Genomic DNA, 17,831 nt, shown 5'->3' on the forward strand with positions numbered 1-17,831 from the left:
CCGCCATGCCCAATCGCACCGTATTTTTCATCTCCGACGGCACCGGCATCACCGCCGAAACCTTTGGCAACGCCATCCTGGCGCAGTTTGAATTCACGGCGCGCCACGTGCGCCTGCCTTTCATCGACAGCGTGGACAAGGCACACCAGGCGGTACGCCAGATCAACCACGCCGCCGTGCTGGAGGGCAACCGGCCGATTGTCTTCACCACGCTGGTCAACATGGAGATCCTGGCCGTCATCAAGGCCCACTGCCACGGCATGCTGCTCGACATGTTCGGCACTTTTGTCGCGCCGCTGGAAACCGAGCTGGGCATCAAGTCGAACCACCGGGTGGGCCGTTTTTCGGACGCCTCCAAAAGCAAGGCCTACGACGACCGGATTGAAGCCATCAACTTCTCGCTGGCCCACGACGACGGTCAAAGCAACAAGGACCTGGCCGGTTCCGACGTGATCCTGGTGGGCGTGAGCCGCAGCGGCAAAACACCGACCTCGCTGTACCTGGCGATGCAGTACGGCCTGAAAGCCTCGAACTACCCCCTGATTCCGGAGGACTTCGAGCGCCGCCAGCTGCCACCGGCGCTGGTGCCGCATCGCAAGAAAATTTTCGGCCTGACGATCGCCCCCGAACGCCTGGCCCAGATCCGCAACGAACGCCGGCCCAACTCAAAATATGCAAGCCTGGCCAACTGCCGCGACGAAATCCACGAGGCCGAAGCCATGATGCGGCGTGAAGGCATTCGCTGGCTCTCCACCACGACCAAGTCGATTGAAGAGATTTCGACCACCATCCTGCAGGAGATCCGGCCGGAGCGGCTGGAGTACTGACCCTCGCCTATTTGCTCTTCTTTTGATAGCTGCTTGCGCCCGGCCGATAAGGGCTGGAGGTCTTTTTCTCTTATGAAACTGGGGGCGACAGCCGCATGCGCCGGCGCAGCCACCCCAGCCAGATGCCACTGATGCCAAAACCGAAAATCAGCAGCCCGCCCGCCGCCGTGGCCAGCACGCCCAGGTAACCCACGGCCGGGTTCGGTGCGCGATGCCTATTCCATTAATAGCAAATAACTATCGAATAGTTATACCTTCAAGAGTTATACTATCGTTTCTCAAGTACTTTTAACCAGCCTATAGGAAGCTATCCAGATGTCCCTGATCAACACCCAAGTCCAGCCTTTCAAAACCCAAGCTTTCCTGAATGGCAAGTTCATCGACGTTTCAGACGAATCGCTGAAGGGCAAATGGTCGGTTCTGATCTTCATGCCGGCCGCATTCACTTTCAACTGCCCCACGGAAGTCGAAGATGCCGCCGACAACTACGCCGAATTCCAGAAGGCCGGCGCCGAGGTCTACATCGTGACCACCGACACCCATTTCTCCCACAAGGTGTGGCATGAGACGTCCCCCGCCGTCGGCAAGGCCAAGTTCCCGCTGGTGGGCGACCCTACCCACACGCTGACCAAAGCCTTTGACGTGTTCATCCCCGAAGAAGGCCTGGCACTGCGCGGCACCTTCGTGATCAACCCCGATGGCGTCATCAAGACCGCTGAAGTGCATTCCAACGAAATCGCCCGCGATGTCAAGGAAACCCTGCGCAAGCTGAAAGCCGCCCAGTACACCGCAGCGCACCCCGGCCAGGTTTGCCCGGCCAAGTGGAACGAAGGCGCCAAGACCATCGCTCCTTCCATCGACCTGGTCGGCAAGATCTAAGCGCCCTGCTGCCTTCCTGACGGAGGCCCGGGCCCCGGCACACACGTGTGCCGTCCCGGGCTTTTTTGTTCCCCATCGAAATTGAAAGTGAGTCCGCCATGCTCGACGACGCCACCAAAGCCCAACTGAAAAGCTACCTCGAACGCGCCACCGCCCCCATCGAAATCGTCGCTTCACTGGACGACAGCGAGGCTTCGGGCGAAGTGCTGTCGCTGCTGAAAGACGTGGCCGAATCGTCGCCGCTGGTCACGCTGACCGAAAGCCGCGACGACCCACACCGCAAGCCCTCCTTCTCGATCAACCGCCCCGGTGAAAACCACGGCCCGCGTTTTGCTGGCCTGCCCATGGGCCATGAATTCACCTCGCTGATCCTGGCGCTGCTGCAGATCGGCGGTTACCCGCCCAAGGTCGAGCAGGAAGTGCTGGAGCAGATCCGCGCGCTGGACCGCGACCTCGACTTCGAGGTGTACGTTTCCTTGACCTGCCACAACTGCCCGGACGTGGTGCAGGCGCTGAACCTGATGGCGGTGCAGAACCCGCGCATCAAGACCACCATGATCGAAGGCGGCACCTTCCAGGACGAGATCAAGGAACGCGAGATCATGGGCGTGCCCACCGTCTTCCTGAACGGCACCATGTTCGGCAACGGCCGCATGAGCCTGGAAGAAATCCTCGCGAAAATCGACACCAGCGGCGTCGAGCGCGAAGCCAAAAAGATCGCTGAAAAAGCACCGTTCGATGTGCTGATCGTCGGCGGCGGCCCGGCCGGTGCGGCCGCTGCCGTGTACGCGGCGCGCAAGGGCATACGCACCGGCGTGGCCTCGGAACGGTTCGGCGGCCAGGTGCTCGACACCCTGGGCATCGAGAACTTCATCTCGATCAAGGAAACCGAAGGGCCGAAATTCGCCCATGCGCTGGAGGAGCACGTGCGCAACTACGACGTGGACATCATGAACCTGCAGCGCGCCAAGGCTCTGATTCCCGGCAAGGATCTGATCGAAGTGCAACTGGAAAGCGGCGCCTCGCTCAAAAGCAGGACGGTGATCATCTCGACCGGCGCGCGCTGGCGCAACATCAACGTGCCCGGCGAGCAGGCGTTCAAGAACAAGGGCGTGGCTTATTGCCCGCACTGCGACGGGCCGCTGTTCAAGGGCAAACGCGTGGGGGTCATCGGCGGCGGCAATTCCGGCGTGGAAGCGGCGATCGACCTGGCCGGCATCGTCGGCCATGTGACGCTCATCGAATACGACACCGCGCTGCGCGCCGATGCCGTGCTGCAGCGCAAGCTGATGAGCCTGGCAAACGTCGACGTGTTCACCAACGCGCAGACCACCGAGATCACCGGTGACCAGAAGGTCAACGGCCTGGTCTACAAGGACCGCGCGACCGGTGAGCTGAAAACCGTGCCGCTGGAAGGCGTGTTCATCCAGATCGGCCTGGTGCCCAACACCGACTGGCTCAAGGGTGTGGTGGATCTTTCAAAACACGGCGAGATCATCGTGGACGCCAAAGGCCAGACCTCGCTGCCCGGCGTGTTTGCCGCGGGCGACGCCACGACCGTGCCCTTCAAGCAGATCATCATTGCGGCCGGTGACGGTGCCAAGGCGGCCCTGGGCGCCTTCGACCACCTGATGAGAACCTCGGCTCCCGCGGCCTGAACAGCGCGGGGAGCGGCCCTGCCGCGCCCCGCTGCAAAGAAGAACGGCTATCACTCCCATTCGTGCTCATGACGCGCGCGAAGGGTTACGCGTTTCTTCTTGCCCAATGGCGCCGGCCTGCCGACAATCGGAACATTCAAAGCCAAAAAAAAGGATTCGACATGAAAGGCGACGCACAAGTCATCACCCACCTGCAAGCCCAGCTCAAGAACGAGCTGACCGCCATCAACCAGTACTTCGTGCACTACCGCATGTACAAGCACTGGGGCCTGGACAAGCTGGCCAAGAAGGAATACGAGGAGTCCATCGGCGAGATGAAACACGCCGACAAACTCATGGACCGCATCTTCATGCTCGACGGCCTGCCGAATCTGCAGGACCTCGGCAAGCTGATGATCGGCGAGGACGTGCCGGAAGCGCTCAGCTGCGACCTGAAGGCCGAAACCGGCGCGCAGGACACGATCAAGGACGGCATCGCGCATTGCGAAAGCGTGCGTGACTATGTCTCGCGCGATTTGCTGCAGGGCATACTCGACGACACCGAGGAACACATCGACTTCCTGGAAACCCAGATCGAGTTGGTGGCCAAGGTCGGCATCCAGAACTACCTGCAAAGCCAGATGGGCGAGCTGAGCTGAACGCTGGCGGCGCGCCTTTCAGTTGACGGGGGCGCGCAAGCGCCCCTTGTCGTTTCTGCCGGAACCCCGCCAAGTCTGAATTTCACGCGGCCGCGCCCTTTCGCGGGCCGAACCGGGCTTCATCGCCGGCGCAAACGTCTGCGCGCTGCGGCCCAAAGCAGTGAGGCTTTTATGCCTCCAGCCCAGTTCCCTGCTGCGCCAACAGCTATCAAAACAGGAGCGAATGGTGCATCGGACATGGCTTTGACGCCACCGGGCCGGCGATTTCAGCAAATATCCGGATCTTCAGTGTGATCATTATTGCGAATCATTCTCATTTCATTTACACTCAACGCTGACCTGACCAGCCAGCCAACTTGCGTCCGCCAGGACCTCTTCGAGCACAGCCAAGCCATTTCCTGAAACCCCGTCCGTTGCCGCTACAAGGCCGGACCCCCGCTTGGAGGCCATCTTGGCAAACCCTCACGCACGCCTGGCGCGCAACAAAAAATCCCGTCGCAGCCTGACCCCTGTTGTTGCGCACGTACCCGCCGCCTTCTCCCCGAAATCCGCCTCCGAGAACGCCCTGCTGCCCCTGGGCGCGCTGCTGCTGGCCGCTTCGGTCAGCGGCTGGTCACAAACCGCCCCCGCCGCCGACACGCTTTCCACCATCACCGTGAAAGAACAGGCGCAGGGCAAGACCACCCTGCGCGCGACCCAGACCAACATCGGCAAGGGTACACAGGCCCTGCGTGACATCCCGCAGTCCGTTACGGTGATGACCGAGCGCCTGATTGACGACCGCAACCTGGACGATTTCCGTGAGCTGCTGCGCACCACCGCGGGTGTGACCTTTCAGGCCGGTGAAACCGGTGAGGAAGACGTGCGGCTGCGCGGCTTTTCGCTGGGTCAGGCGGGCGACATCTACACCGACGGCATCCGTGACGGCGCACTGTATGAACGCGACACCTTCAACAATGACCGGGTCGAGGTGCTGAAAGGCTCTGCGTCGATGCTGTTCGGCAAGGGCTCCACCGGCGGCATCGTCAACCAGGTCAACAAGGAGCCCTTCCTGATGGACCAGCACGAAGCCACCTACACCCTGGGCACAGGCAACGAGCACCGGCTGACCGGCGACTTCAACCTCAAGACCGGTGAGGACAGCGCGCTGCGCTTCAATGCCATGGTTCACGAGGCGGATAACTCTGGCGCCAAGGTCAGCAAAAAAGGCATTGCGCCGACTTACCGCTGGGGCATAGGCACGCGCGACGAATTTTCCGTCGGTCTCTACCATCTGGAAGTCAAGGGCCGCCCGAACTACAACCACCCCTGGTTCACGCAGGACGGCATGATTGTTCCAACGCTGCCGGCCAAGAACTTCTACGGCCTGGCCAGCGACTACCAGGACACCTCGGCCACCTACGCCACCCTCAGCCACACCCATCGGTTTGACCACAACAGCCAGCTCAAGACGCGGCTGCGCCACGGCCGTTATGAACGAGACCTCTGGGCCAGCGTGATCCGCTTTGGTGCTGGCACGACCCTCAGCAACCTGAACCCGAACACCGTCATTGCACGCACACCCAAGGGGCGCATCGGCATCAGCGAAACCACGCAGTTGCAGAGCGACTACAACAACAGCTTCGAGTGGATGGGTAAAAAACACGACGTTATCGCCGGGGTGGACATCTACGACGAGGATGCCAGACGCGCCAACAATTTTGCCGGCACCGCCAGCAACCTGACCAGCACCGTCGGCACGCCCAACGATGGCGACTGGCGCGCGGATACCCGCGGTGCGCCACCCTTCAACACCTTCAAGGCGCGCAACCTGGGGCTGTACGTGCAGGACACCATGTCGCTGACATCGACCTTCAAGCTGGTCGGCGGCTTGCGCCATGACAACTTCAAAGCCTCCTACCGCACCAATGCGGGTGTCAGCCATGAGCAATCCGAGGGGCTGTGGAGTCCGCGCGTGGGTGCGCTGTTCCAGCCCGATGACATCTCGTCCTACTATGCTTCGCTGGGAACGTCTTACAACACCTCGGCGGACGCCTACCAGTTCACCCCCGGGGACCCGAACAGCAAGGATGCAAAGACCGGGCCGGAGAAAAGCCGGAACCTGGAGTTCGGCGGCAAGTTCGAGCTGTTTGACAAACGTGCCTCCCTGGGCCTGGCCCTGTTCCGCACCGAGAAGTACAACGAGCGCAATACCGACCCGGACACCGCTGCCCAGCAAAACATCCTGTCCGGCAAGCGTCATGCCACCGGCATGGAGTTCAACCTGGCCGGCAGCATCACGCCGAAATGGGAGATCTTCTACAACCACACCTGGATTCCGGAAGCGAAGATTGACCAGAGCAATGTGGCACGGAACGCCGCCGGAACCGGTGCGCAGGTGCAGGGCGACCGCCCCGCGCTGACACCGCGGCACAGCGCCAGCCTGTGGACCACCTACCGCATCCTGCCCCAGCTGCGCGTGGGCGGTGGCCTGAACTACCGTGGCAAGCAAAACCCGGAAGGCGCGCGCCATGTGCTGGCCGACAGCTTCACGACCGTCGATGCCATGGTCGAGTACACCCTCAACGACAAGGCCTCGCTCAAGCTCAACGTGACCAACCTGAGCAACAAGCTCTACGCGGACTCGCTGTACCGCGGTTTCTACGCGCCGGGCGCCCCGAGGGCGGTCCAGTTGACCCTGAAAACCATGTTCTAGAAACCCCACTCGCCCTGCTTCGCGCCCATGCATCTGCATCTGCATCTGAAAAACATACTGACCCCGGACGAACTCCAGACCGCCCGCCGCCTGCTGGGCAGCGACGCGCCCTGGATAGACGGGCGCAGCAGTGCGGGGGGGCAGGCGGTGTCGAAAAAACAGAACGAGCAGCTGTCCCAGGACAGCGGCAATGCCCGGCAGCTCCAGGCCATGGTCCTGGCCGCCGTGAACCGGGACCCGCTGTTTTTTTCGGCGGCCCTGCCGAAAAAAATCTTCAATCCGCTGTTCAACCGTTACAGCGGCGACGCCAATTTCTACGGTCCCCATATCGATGGCGCCGTGCTGCACTCCAAAGCGACATCGCAATGGGTGCGCAGCGATATTTCCTGCACCGTTTTCCTGTCCGATCCGGGCGACTACGACGGCGGAGAACTGCTGATCCAGCAAGTGCAGGGCGAACAAAGCGTCAAGCTGGCCGCGGGTGATCTGGTGCTTTATCCCGGCAGCACGCTCCACCAGGTCAGCCCTGTGACCCGTGGCACGCGGCTGGCCAGCTTTTTCTGGATTGAAAGCATGGTGCGCAGCACAGAGCAACGCCAGCTGCTGTTCGACATGGACATGGCGCTGCTGCAGTTGCGGCGCCAGGGCGAGGGGCCGGCTCTGGTGCAACTCACCGGCAGCTACCACAACCTGCTGCGCATGTGGGCCGACACATGAGCGCGCCCCACTCCGTGCCCCTGCCCGTGCCCCTGCCCCTGCCCGCCGTCGAGACGCTGCCGGCCGGCCTGGTGTCGCTGGACGACCATGAAGCTTTTGCGCACACGCGGCTCGACGACCAGGCCTGGGCCTATTTCAGCGGCGGCGCCGCGGACGAAGGGACGCTGCGCGCCAACCGCAGCGCCTGGGACAACCTTCGCCTGCTGCCGCGCGTGCTGCGCCCGCTGGCCGGCGGGCACACCCGCATCGAACTGCTGGGGCGCACGCTGGCCCACCCGCTGCTGGTGGCGCCGGTGGCTTACCAGCGCATGGCCCACCGCGACGGGGAAATCGCGACGGCGCACGCGGCGGCCTCCCAAGGCGCCGGGATGGTGCTGAGCACCCAGGCCAGCGTCTCTCTGGAAACCGTCGCCCGGGCTTTCGGCGCCTACGCCGAGCGCGGCCCGCTGTGGTTCCAGCTCTATCTCCAGCACGACCGGGGTTTCACGCGCGAGCTGATCCAGCGCGCCGAAAGCGCCGGTTATGAAGCGCTGGTCCTGACGGTGGATGCACCCACCAGCGGCGCACGCGACCGCGAGCGGCGTGCGGGTTTCAAATTGCCGGCCGGTATTTCCGCCGTGAATCTGGCGCAGCTGACGCCGCCCCCCGCCCACCCCGGCGCCAGCCTGTTCGACAGCCTACCCGGGCACCCACCCACCTGGGCGGACGTGCAGTGGCTGCAGGAAACCACCCGGCTGCCGGTGCTGCTCAAGGGCGTGCTGCATCCGCAGGATGCGCGCCAGGCGGCCGCGCTGCAGGTGGCGGCGCTGATTGTCTCCAACCACGGCGGGCGCACGCTGGACACCACACCGGCCACCGCCGCGGTGCTGCCGCGCATCGCCCAGGCCGTCGCGGGTGATTTGCCGCTGCTGGTCGATGGCGGCATACGCCGCGGCACGGATGTGCTCAAGGCCATCGCCCTGGGCGCGCGTGCCGTGCTGGTGGGACGGCCCTGCGTCTACGGCCTGGCCAATGCCGGCGCGCTCGGCGTCGCGCATGTGCTGCGGCTGCTGCGCGATGAGCTCGAGATTGCCATGGCACTGTGCGGTTGCGCCACCCTGGACCAGGCCTCGCCCGAGCTGTTCTTCGATCCGATGTCCTGATTTTTTCAGGGGCATCCAAGATTTATTGCAAATGCGATCGATTCGCATTTATACTTCACACATCGATTTAACCACCAGCAAGCCAATCCCATGATCGTCTGTGTCTGCCGCCGAATCTCCGACCGCGAAATCGCCCGTCATGCCCGCGCGGGCCTGGGCTTTGACGAGATCCAGTTCGAACTCGGCGTCGCCACACAGTGCGGTCAATGTGAAGGGTGTGCCCGGGACGTGGTGGCGCAATGCAGCGCCACCTGCCCCACGGCCCACATCAAGCGCGCCGACCACCCAATGGAAGGCAGCCCATGGAATCCTCTCTCACCCTCTTTGCAAGCCTCGCCGGCAGCCTGATCCTGGTGATCAGCCCGCTCTGGTGGATTTTCCGCCGTTAGTGCGCCCCTTTCTGTCCGCCTTGTTCCCGCCCACGCGTTCGTCCCTTCGCATCCACTAGACTTCCGATGAACGCTCCCGCCATTTCGGGCTCCAACGCCCCTGCACTTCCGACAAGCCCCGTGCGATTGCCGATCAGCCGCAACATCCTTATTGCCGCCAGCGTGGTCATCTTCCACGTGGCTGCACTGTGGGCGTTGCAAAACGGCCTGTTGCGCCGGGCCGTGGACCACGTGGTGCCGGCCGAACTGCTGACGCGCATCATCGAAATCGAGCCGCCCAAGGTGGCGCCACCGCCGCCCCCGCCGCCCCCCCAACCCGCGCCCAAAACGGCCAAGCTGCCGCCGCCGCCCATGCCCATGGCCGTCCGGAACCCCGCGCCGGCGCCCAATGCGCCCATCGGCGTGATCGAACCCCAGCCGCCTGCACCTGTTGTGCTGGCTCCGGTGGCGCCCGCCCCGGCGCCCCCCGCGCCGCCGGCCCCGGCGCGCCTGGTGGAAATCACCCAGGGCGAAACCGAATACATCCGGCCACCGCGTCCGGTCTACCCGGCCCTGAGCAAGCGCAGCGGCGAATCAGGCGTGGTCATCATTGCGGTTTACTACAGCAGCTCCGGCCACGCCAAACGCGCCGAAGTTTTCAAGTCCAGCGGCTTTGAACGCCTGGACCGCGCGGCACGCGATGCCGTGATGGCCTCGCAGGTCACCCCTTTCCGGCGGGCGGGCGTCAATGAAGACACCCAGTTCCTGCTCAAAGCCCCGATTAATTTTGTTCTGGAGTAACTCATGAATTCACAATTTGGCCTGATGAACGTCTGGACGCAGGGCGACTTCGTCACCAAAGCGGTGGCCCTGCTGCTGATCGGCATGTCGCTGGTGTCCTGGATCGTCATCCTCACCAAGACCCTGGACGTGCTGAAGTACAAGAAAATTGCCCGCAGCGCGGAAGACTTCTGGCACAGCGAAGACTTCGCCGCCGGCCTGGCCCGGCTGGGCAACGACCCGGCCAACCCCTTTCGCCAGCTTGCCATCGAAGGCCGCGAGGCCACCGCCCACCACCGCAACACCCGGGCGCACCTGCACGACACGCTGGACGTCAGCGACTGGGTCACGCGCAGCCTGCGCAACACCATCGACGAGTTCACCTCGCGCCTGCAGTCGGGCCTGGCCATCCTGGCCTCGGTCGGTTCCACCGCGCCCTTCATTGGCCTGTTCGGCACGGTCTGGGGCATTTACCATGCGCTGCTGGCCATAGGCTCGGCCGGCCAGGCGACCATCGACAAGGTGGCCGGTCCGATCGGCGAGTCGCTGATCATGACGGCGCTGGGCCTGGCCGTGGCCATTCCGGCCGTCCTCGGCTACAACGCGCTGGTGCGCGGCAACAAGGGTGTGCTGCACAAGCTCAACCGTTTTGCCCACGACCTGCACGCCTACTTCGTGACCGGCGCACGGGTCAGCAGCGGCAGCCCGGCCAATGTCGTGGCCATGAAAAAAGCCTGACGCAGAAGGAGCACGCAGCATGGCCTTCGGAACCCAGGACGACACCGACGAGGTGATGAACGAGATCAACATGACGCCGCTGGTCGACGTGATGCTGGTGCTCCTGATCATCTTCATCATCACCGTGCCGGTGATGAAACACGCGGTCAACATCGATTTGCCGCGCGCCACCAACGAGGCGCAAAACGTCAAGCCCGAGACGGTGCGGCTGACGGTGGACGCCGACGGCGCCTACTACCTCAACGAGGCCAGGGTCGAGGATGCGGCGCTGGCGCCCAGCTTCCAGGCGGCGGCCGCGAAGGAGCCGCAACCCGAGCTGCACATCCGCGGCGACAAGGCAGTTCGCTACGAACGTGTGGCCCAGGCCATGGCGGCGGCGCAACAGGCCGGGCTGCGCAAGATCGGCTTCATCACCGAACCCGCCCGGCCCTGACGGCCGGCGCTTGCGCCCTTCCGCATGGCAACCTGGCGCTTCACCGCGCCAGGTTTTTTTATGCGCGGCCCGTGTTTATTGATGCTCCCAACGGCGTATTTTTCCAGGAAAAATTCGGGCGGGTGCTTGACTTTTAAATGAGAATAGTTATCATTACGATAATCCATCAGGTCCACCAAGGTCAACCATCATGTCCCCTGCACAACCTGCCTCCGCCACCCTGAGCCTGCCGTCTCGCCGCCACGAGCACCCGGGAGCCGCCACCCCCGCCGCCGTGGACAGCCACGAACTGCTGCGCGGCCAGAAGGCCGTGGACATCGTGCACAACGGCTCGACCTACCGCCTGCAGGCGACGCGCCTGGGCAAGCTGATCCTGACCAAGTAGCCGACAAGTTTCATCGTGGGACGATCCGGGGCCGGCAACGGTCCCACAGGTCGTTTTTGCCAGCCAGCCAGCCGCTTTCGGGCCGTTGCATTAGCCAGGCTTTTTTTCTCCCATACCCCATGCAAAAAGCCGACCTGCGGGTCGGCTTTTCTTATTGAAATCGGGCTCCAGCCCTTGTTCCACGGGCGCAGACAGCTATAAATTCAATAGCGTGAATACCCCCGAAAAAGGCAGTTACAGACCGATGGCGGCCATGCCGGCACGCGCGATCTGCGCGTCTTCGCTGGACTTGACGCCGCTGACGCCGACCGCGCCCAGGCACTGGCCGTCTTTCAGGATGGGCACGCCGCCTTCGAGCAGGCCCTTGAGTTCCGGCGCGCTCAGGAAGGAGAAGCGCCCGCCGTTGATCATGTCTTCGTAAATCTTGCTCTCGCGCCGGCCCATGGCCGCCGTGTGGGCCTTGGCCGGTGCAATGTGGGCGGAAATGGGGGCGGCGCCGTCCAGCCGCTGGAGGTGCAGCAGGTGGCCACCGTCGTCAACGATGGCAATCGTCACCGCCCAGCTGTTTTTTGTCGCTTCTGCGGCAGCGGCAGCGGCCATGGCCTGCACATCGGAAAATTCCAGCACTGTTTTTGATTTCATGGTGTTCCAGGGTTTGTTTCGGGAAAAACGTCAAGCATACGCAACTTTCCGGGCCGGACCGAGTCCCATTGCGTGGCTGAAACCTTATAGAACCCTGACAAAAAGTAGGCAGTGCGCAGGGTTACTCCTTGAAAACTGCCACAGTCCCCTAAAATGATCTTGCCCGCATATGCAGGCCTCTAATGGAGAAGACCGGATGAATGACAATGTTCAAACCTTGGACCATGGCTACGTTGGCTCTGCCGAGCAGCGCAACCGGGTCTTGCGCAACACTTACTGGCTGCTGGCACTGAGCCTGCTGCCCACGGTGCTGGGTGCCTGGGTGGGCGTGGCCACGGGCATCACTGCCTCCCTGAGCGGCGGGCTGGGCCTGATCGTGTTCCTGGGCGGCGCCTTCGGCTTCATGTACGCCATTGAAAAGACCAAAAACTCTGCCGCCGGCGTGCCGGTGCTGCTGGCCTTCACGTTCTTCATGGGCCTGATGCTGTCGCGCATGATCGGCATGATTCTCGGCTTCAGGAACGGCAGCGAACTGATCATGACCGCCATGGGCGGCACCGCCGGCGTGTTTTTTGTCATGGCCACCCTGGCCAGCGTCATCAAGCGCGACATCTCCGGCATGGGCAAATGGCTGTTTGTCGGCGCCCTGGTTGTGATGGTGGGCGCCATCATCAACGTGTTTGTCGGCTCCACCGCCGGCATGATGGCCATCTCGGTCGCCGTGATCGGCATCTTCAGCGCCTACATGCTGTATGACCTCAAGCGGATCCTCGACGGCGGCGAGACCAACTACATCAGCGCCACGCTGGCCTTGTACCTGGACCTGTTCAACGTGTTCCAGGCCCTGCTGGCCCTGCTGGGCATCGCGGGTGGCGAGCGCGATTAATCCTCTTCGCTCCGGAACGAAAAAAGGGGGCCTCTGGCCCCCTTTTCCTTTTTCCTTTTTCCTTTTCAGTCCCTGTTCAGGTCAAACACTGCAATGGATTCCACATGCGCGGTGTGCGGAAACATGTTGACCACACCGGCCGCGGTGCAGCGGTAACCCGCGTCATTGACCAGCACGCCCGCGTCACGCGCCAGCGTCGCCGGGTTGCAGCTGACATACACGATGCGCTGCGGCGGCGTCCAGTCGCCGATCTGCAGGTTTTGCTGCCCGCCAGCATCGTCGCAAGGCACACCGGTCACGGTTTGCTGGTGCAGCGCGGCCAGCGCCTTGAACAGCTCGAACGCGCCTTCGCGCGGCGGATCGACCAGCCACTTGTCGGCGGCGCCGTCCTTGACCAGCATGCCAGGGTTGATCTCGAACAGGTTGCGCGCTACAAATTTGGTAGCTGCCAGCGCCCGCCCCCTCCGGGCTGATGCCTTGTTTGACGCATAGTTTTCGCGCGAACGGGCAACCAGCACCTCGCTGCCCTCGATGCCCAGCACCTCGCGCGCCTGGGTGGCCAGCGGCAAGGTGAAATTGCCGAGCCCGCAAAACCAGTCGATCACGCGCTCGTGCGCCTGCACGTCGAGCAGGCGCAACGCGCGCGACACCAGCACCTGGTTGATGTGCGGGTTGACCTGTGTGAAGTCGGTCGGCTTGAAGGGCATGGTGATGCCGTAGTCGGGCAGGCCGTAGGCCAGCTGCTGCGACGGATCGCTCACCTCATCGAGCAGCTTGACAGTCTCCAGCCCGCCGGGTTGCAGCCACCATTGCAGGCCGGGATGGGCCAGTGCAAAGGCGCGCAGCTTCGCCAGGTCGCCGCCGGACAGCGGCTCCATGTGGCGCAGCACCATGGCCGTCACCGTGTCGCCGCAGGCCAGCTCGATCTGCGGCAGGGTTTCCTTGGCGTCCATGCCGGCGATCAGCGCGCGCAGCGGCAGCAGCAGGTCGCTGACATGCCGGGGCAACACGTGGCACTCGCGCATGTCGGCGACATAACCACTCTTGCGCTCATGAAAACCCACCAGCACCTCGCCCTTCTTGCGCACAAAACGCACCGACAGGCGGGCACGGTAGCGGTAGTTCCAGGCCGGGCCTTCAATCGGCCTGAGCACCATGTCGGGCTTGAGCTTGCCGATGTGCCAGAGGTTGTCTTCGAGCACGCGCTGCTTGACGGCCACCTGGGCGCTTACCTGCAGGTGCTGCATCTTGCAGCCGCCGCAGGCGCCGGTGTGCAGGCCGAAGTGCGGGCACTGCGGACGCACGCGCTGCGAGGACTCGTGCAGCACCGCCATCAGCGTGGCTTTTTCAAAACTCGGTTTCTTGCGGTACACGCTGGCGCTGACAGTCTCGAAGGGCAAGGCGCCTTCGATGAACACCACCTTGCCGTCGTCCCGGTGCGCAATGCCCTGGGCTTCAATGTCGAGCGACTCGACGGTGAGCACATCGGGCGGGTAGTCGGTTAACGCGGGGGCCGGCTTGTGCTGCGGCTGCTGGTGTTTTCTTCTGGACATCCCCCCATTGTCTCAGGCCTGTACTGCAGCCCGGAAGTAGCGAAACAAAATGAAAGTGATGACTTCGTGCCCAGGGCAAGGCGCAAGCCGCAGCGAAGGCTGTACGCCTTCGCAAGGATTGCAACGCCGCCATGGGTGCGAAGGCGCGCTTTCATGTTTCGATATTTTCGGGTTGCAGTACTAAGCTACCATTTTCGGAACCCCAACACCCGACAACAAGGAGTCAAGCATGGACATACGTATCTGCATCGACGTGGACGACATGGAACGCGCCGTCGCGTTTTACACGGGCGGGCTGGGCCTTCGCTGCGGCCGGCGGTTCCAGAATGCCTTTGTCGAACTGCTGGGCGCCAGCAGCCCGCTGGACCTGCTTTTGAACGCACCGGGAACACACCCTGTTGCCGGCAACGCCGCGACGCGCAGTTACGACCGCCACTGGACGCCGGTGCACCTGGACTTCGTGGTCGAAAACATCGACGCGGCCGTCGCCCGCCTGGTTCGGCACGGGGCCGTGCTGGAAATGCAGGTCAACCAACGCGCCTGGGGAAAGATAGCCGGGTTGGCCGATCCTTTCGGCCACGGCATCGATCTGTTGCAGTTCACGGGCCGCGGTTACGACGAGATCCTGCAGGCAGCTGATACGCTACCAGATTGATAGCTGTCGGCTCCCGCAGAATAAGGGCTGAAGGCCTATTTGATACATCAACGGCGCCACCGGGCCATGAAAAAAGCCCTGCATGCAGGGCTTTCTGGTTCGAAGCGAAGCGCCGGTTTATTTGGCGGGCAGGTACCTGGCCGGGTCCACCGGCTTGCCCTGCTTGCGGATTTCAAAATGCAGCTTCACGCGGTCGGTGTCGCTGGCGCCCATTTCGGCAATCTTCTGGCCCCTGCGCACCGACTGGTCTTCCTTGACCAGCAGGGTCTGGTTGTGCGCGTAGGCGGTCAGGAACGTGTTGTTGTGCTTGAGGATGATCAGGTTGCCGTAACCACGCAGGCCGGCACCGGCGTACACCACGCGGCCGTCGGCAGAGGCCATCACCGGGTCACCGGTTTTTCCCGCGATGTCCATGCCCTTGTTCTTGGCTTCGTCAAAGCCCGCCAGCACCGGACCCTGCGCCGGCCAGATCCAGGCAAGATCGTCGTCGCCGCCCGGCGTGGGGGCCGATGGCGCCGATGCCGCAGGTTTGGCGGGGCTGGCGCTCGCGGTCGCCGGGGCCGGGGCGCTGCTGGCAGATGCCGGGGGGGTCGGCGTGACCGAGCCGGACGTCACGGGCCGGGACACGGCCACCGAACTCTCGACCGGCGGCGTCACGCGCAAGACCTGGCCGACTTCGATCAGGTTGGGGTTTTCAAGATTGCTCCAGCGCCCGATGTCGCGCCAGTTCTGGCCGGTGTCCAGCCCGATGCGGATCAGGGTGTCGCCCGGCTTGACCGTGTAGTAGCCGGGCTTGCCGGCGTTCTCAAAACCCGGCAACGGCTTGACGCCCGCGGTGTCGACCGCGCCCACCGGCGCCCGCCCCATGCCGGCGCCGCGGTCCTCGACCGGTGCGCGGCCCAGGCTGCGCGTTCCGCAGGCAGACAGCAGCAGGACTGCGGCGGCCAGAAAACAGGTCGTCAGCAGGCGGCCAGCACGCTGTCCGCCGGGGTGGCTTTCAGGAGCCGTGTAAAGAGACGCTGTCATGGCCGATCCGGCTTGTTCATTCATTGCTTGATTCACCCTTTTTTGCAAAGCTGCTTGTCAATTCTGCGTTCGTGACGCGGGGAGACACCATGAACGTACTTGGGTTCATGCCTGCTCAGCTGGTTCCCGATTTTAAAGGTACAAAGTGCACAGCCTCCAGAACAGTCTGTGTAACACCGTTCGCCGTCCTGTCAAGCACTACCAGCGCCTGGGCACCGCCGGCCACATGCATGGGCGCCACCAGGCGCCCGCCGACCGCGAGCTGCTCGACCCAGGCAGGAGGAATTGCCTCGCCGCCAGCCGCCGCGATGATGGCCGCGTAGGGTGCCCCCTTGGCATAACCGGCCATGCCGTCACCAAACAGCAGATGCACATTGGCCAGGCGAAAGGCCCGCAGGTTCTCGCGCGCCTTGTCGTGCAGTCCGCGCAGGCGCTCGATGCTGTAGACCTCGGTGGCGAGCTGTCCCAGCAGGGCCGCCTGGTAGCCGCAGCCGGTGCCGATTTCCAGCACGCGCCCGAGCTTGCCCCCGGTGCTGCCGGCGCCCTGGCGCAGCAGCTCCAGCATGCGGGCCACCACATTGGGCTTGGAAATCGTCTGGCCCAGCCCGATCGGCAGGCTGGTGTCCTCATAGGCTTGGTTGACCAGCGCCGTGTCGACAAAGCGGTGGCGCTCGACATGGCCCATGGCGGCGAGCACCTGGGCGTCCGAAATGCCCTGTGCCGCAAGCTTGCTGACCATGCGCGTACGCACCGCCCTGGAGTCCAGGCCGACACCGCTGGTGAGCACCGTTTTGACCGGTTTCTTGGAGTCAAAAATGCCTGTATCCCTTTCCGGATGGGCGCGACCAGCTACTTTTTTGGTAGCAGATGGGGTGCCGGCATCGGGTTCCAGACGAACCGGAAAGCCCGGCCGCCGGGCCGGCGTGGCACCGGCCGCGCTGGCCGCCGGACCGGATGGCTTGAAGGGAGGCTTCAGCGCGGACTTCATGCCGCAGCCTGGGCGGGCTCTGCCACCGCTCCGCTGCGGACGGCCTGGCTCAGTTGGGCCGCTGTCTGCGCCCAGTAGGGCAGCCGCTCATGGTCCGTCAGGTCAACCTGCAGCGGTGTGATCGAGACAAAGCCGTGCCGGGTGGCAAAAAAGTCCGTGCCCTCGCCCTCTTCCTTGGCCGCGCCGGCACCGCCTATCCAGTACATGGTTTCGCCGCGCGGACTGGTCTGCATGATGACGCGCTCTGCCGCATGGCGCCGCCCCAGGCGGCAGACCTTGAAGCCCTGGATCTGCGCGTCCGGCAGATTCGGAATGTTGACATTGAGCAGCCACGGCGCCAGCGTCGGCTGCGCGCCTTCGGCAATCTTCTCGAGCGACGGCATCAGCTGCTGCACCAGGTCGCGCGCGCGCCGCCCGGCCACGTCGATGTGGGCCCAGCCCTTCTCGGTCTGCGAAAACGCAATCGAGGGAATGCCAAACAGATAACCCTCCATGGCGGCCCCCACGGTGCCCGAATAAATCGTGTCGTCGCCCATGTTGGCGCCGTTGTTGATGCCCGAGACCACCAGGTCCGGCCGGTAGCCGAGCAGCCCGGTCAGGGCAATGTGCACACAGTCGGCCGGCGTGCCGTTGATGTAGCGAAAACCGTTGGCCGCCGTCTGCACGTACATCGGCGAATGCAGGGTCAGCGCATTCGATTTGGCGCTGTTGTTCTGCTCGGGTGCAACGACCTCCACGTCGGCAATGTCCTTCAGGGCCTCGTACAGGGCGATGATGCCGGAGGCCTGGTAGCCGTCGTCGTTGCAGATCAGGATTTTCAT

Annotated in this window: 19 protein-coding genes; 14 read left to right on the plus strand and 5 right to left on the minus strand. The window is 63.6% G+C overall.

What is annotated here, in order from left to right:
- Positions 1–5: 5 nt before the first annotated feature.
- The 12 genes from PSV40_RS15335 to PSV40_RS15390 all read left to right on the plus strand — a co-directional run bounded on the left by PSV40_RS15335 (position 6) and on the right by PSV40_RS15390 (position 11,260).
- Positions 6–827, plus strand: coding sequence for a pyruvate, water dikinase regulatory protein (locus tag PSV40_RS15335; protein ID WP_300539367.1), 822 nt, complete (start codon positions 6–8; stop codon positions 825–827).
- A 315-nt stretch (positions 828–1,142) separates the two neighbouring features.
- The gene (gene ahpC, locus PSV40_RS15340) at positions 1,143–1,706 is read left to right on the plus strand and encodes an alkyl hydroperoxide reductase subunit C (RefSeq protein ID WP_096696255.1); all 564 of its coding nucleotides are present in this window, start codon (positions 1,143–1,145) and stop codon (positions 1,704–1,706) included.
- Between the two features lie 98 nt (positions 1,707–1,804).
- Positions 1,805–3,364 (plus strand): alkyl hydroperoxide reductase subunit F, encoded by a 1,560-nt coding sequence (gene ahpF, locus PSV40_RS15345; RefSeq protein ID WP_300539371.1) that lies wholly within the window; start codon positions 1,805–1,807, stop codon positions 3,362–3,364.
- A 161-nt stretch (positions 3,365–3,525) separates the two neighbouring features.
- Positions 3,526–4,002 carry a bacterioferritin gene (bfr, locus tag PSV40_RS15350; protein ID WP_300539374.1) on the plus strand — a complete coding sequence of 159 codons (477 nt, stop codon included), beginning with the start codon at positions 3,526–3,528 and terminating at the stop codon, positions 4,000–4,002.
- A gap of 565 nt (positions 4,003–4,567) precedes the next feature.
- Positions 4,568–6,697: a TonB-dependent siderophore receptor gene (locus PSV40_RS15355; protein WP_300539664.1), complete on the plus strand. Its 2,130-nt coding sequence runs from the start codon at positions 4,568–4,570 to the stop codon at positions 6,695–6,697.
- A 33-nt stretch (positions 6,698–6,730) separates the two neighbouring features.
- Complete coding sequence (locus PSV40_RS15360; protein ID WP_300539666.1) at positions 6,731–7,414, plus strand: Fe2+-dependent dioxygenase; 684 nt, start codon at positions 6,731–6,733, stop codon at positions 7,412–7,414.
- Positions 7,411–8,556, plus strand: a complete 1,146-nt coding sequence (locus PSV40_RS15365; protein ID WP_300539376.1) for an alpha-hydroxy acid oxidase — start codon at positions 7,411–7,413, stop codon at positions 8,554–8,556. Before PSV40_RS15360 ends, PSV40_RS15365 begins: the two co-directional genes overlap by 4 nt.
- Positions 8,557–8,646: 90 nt before the next feature.
- Positions 8,647–8,904, plus strand: coding sequence for a (2Fe-2S)-binding protein (locus tag PSV40_RS15370; RefSeq protein ID WP_300539379.1), 258 nt, complete (start codon positions 8,647–8,649; stop codon positions 8,902–8,904).
- Positions 8,905–9,065: 161 nt separating this feature from the next.
- Positions 9,066–9,725 (plus strand): energy transducer TonB, encoded by a 660-nt coding sequence (locus PSV40_RS15375; RefSeq protein WP_300539382.1) that lies wholly within the window; start codon positions 9,066–9,068, stop codon positions 9,723–9,725.
- Positions 9,726–9,728: 3 nt separating this feature from the next.
- Positions 9,729–10,442: a MotA/TolQ/ExbB proton channel family protein gene (locus PSV40_RS15380; RefSeq protein ID WP_300539385.1), complete on the plus strand. Its 714-nt coding sequence runs from the start codon at positions 9,729–9,731 to the stop codon at positions 10,440–10,442.
- Between the two features lie 19 nt (positions 10,443–10,461).
- Positions 10,462–10,875, plus strand: coding sequence for a biopolymer transporter ExbD (locus PSV40_RS15385; protein WP_300539387.1), 414 nt, complete (start codon positions 10,462–10,464; stop codon positions 10,873–10,875).
- Positions 10,876–11,065: 190 nt separating this feature from the next.
- On the plus strand, positions 11,066–11,260 hold the full coding sequence (locus tag PSV40_RS15390; protein ID WP_300539389.1) for a hemin uptake protein HemP: 195 nt from the start codon (positions 11,066–11,068) through the stop codon (positions 11,258–11,260).
- Between the two features lie 234 nt (positions 11,261–11,494).
- Here PSV40_RS15390 and PSV40_RS15395 read toward each other — a convergent pair whose 3' ends face one another.
- A complete protein-coding gene (locus tag PSV40_RS15395) occupies positions 11,495–11,902 on the minus strand; it encodes a heme-binding protein (protein ID WP_300539392.1) in 408 nt (135 codons plus the stop codon).
- Positions 11,903–12,098: 196 nt separating this feature from the next.
- On the opposite strand from PSV40_RS15395, the gene PSV40_RS15400 reads away from it, so the two are divergent.
- A complete protein-coding gene (locus PSV40_RS15400) occupies positions 12,099–12,788 on the plus strand; it encodes a Bax inhibitor-1/YccA family protein (protein WP_300539395.1) in 690 nt (229 codons plus the stop codon).
- Positions 12,789–12,853: 65 nt separating this feature from the next.
- Here PSV40_RS15400 and rlmD read toward each other — a convergent pair whose 3' ends face one another.
- On the minus strand, positions 12,854–14,341 hold the full coding sequence (rlmD, locus tag PSV40_RS15405) for a 23S rRNA (uracil(1939)-C(5))-methyltransferase RlmD (RefSeq protein WP_300539398.1): 1,488 nt from the start codon (positions 14,339–14,341) through the stop codon (positions 12,854–12,856).
- 229 nt (positions 14,342–14,570) lie between these two features.
- Between rlmD and PSV40_RS15410 the strand changes: the two genes are divergently transcribed.
- Positions 14,571–14,996, plus strand: coding sequence for a VOC family protein (locus tag PSV40_RS15410; protein WP_300539401.1), 426 nt, complete (start codon positions 14,571–14,573; stop codon positions 14,994–14,996).
- Positions 14,997–15,113: 117 nt separating this feature from the next.
- Here the strand turns inward: PSV40_RS15410 and PSV40_RS15415 are convergent, their stop codons facing one another.
- From PSV40_RS15415 to surE, 3 genes are all read right to left on the minus strand, one after another.
- Complete coding sequence (locus PSV40_RS15415) at positions 15,114–16,022, minus strand: peptidoglycan DD-metalloendopeptidase family protein (protein WP_300539403.1); 909 nt, start codon at positions 16,020–16,022, stop codon at positions 15,114–15,116.
- A 115-nt stretch (positions 16,023–16,137) separates the two neighbouring features.
- Positions 16,138–17,010, minus strand: coding sequence for a protein-L-isoaspartate(D-aspartate) O-methyltransferase (locus PSV40_RS15420; protein ID WP_300539405.1), 873 nt, complete (start codon positions 17,008–17,010; stop codon positions 16,138–16,140).
- Positions 17,007–17,831, minus strand: coding sequence for a 5'/3'-nucleotidase SurE (surE, locus tag PSV40_RS15425; protein ID WP_300539407.1), 825 nt, complete (start codon positions 17,829–17,831; stop codon positions 17,007–17,009). The genes PSV40_RS15420 and surE overlap by 4 nt, the downstream gene beginning before the upstream one ends.

The organism is Polaromonas sp., from assembly GCF_029945925.1.
GTDB lineage: Bacteria > Pseudomonadota > Gammaproteobacteria > Burkholderiales > Burkholderiaceae_C > Polaromonas.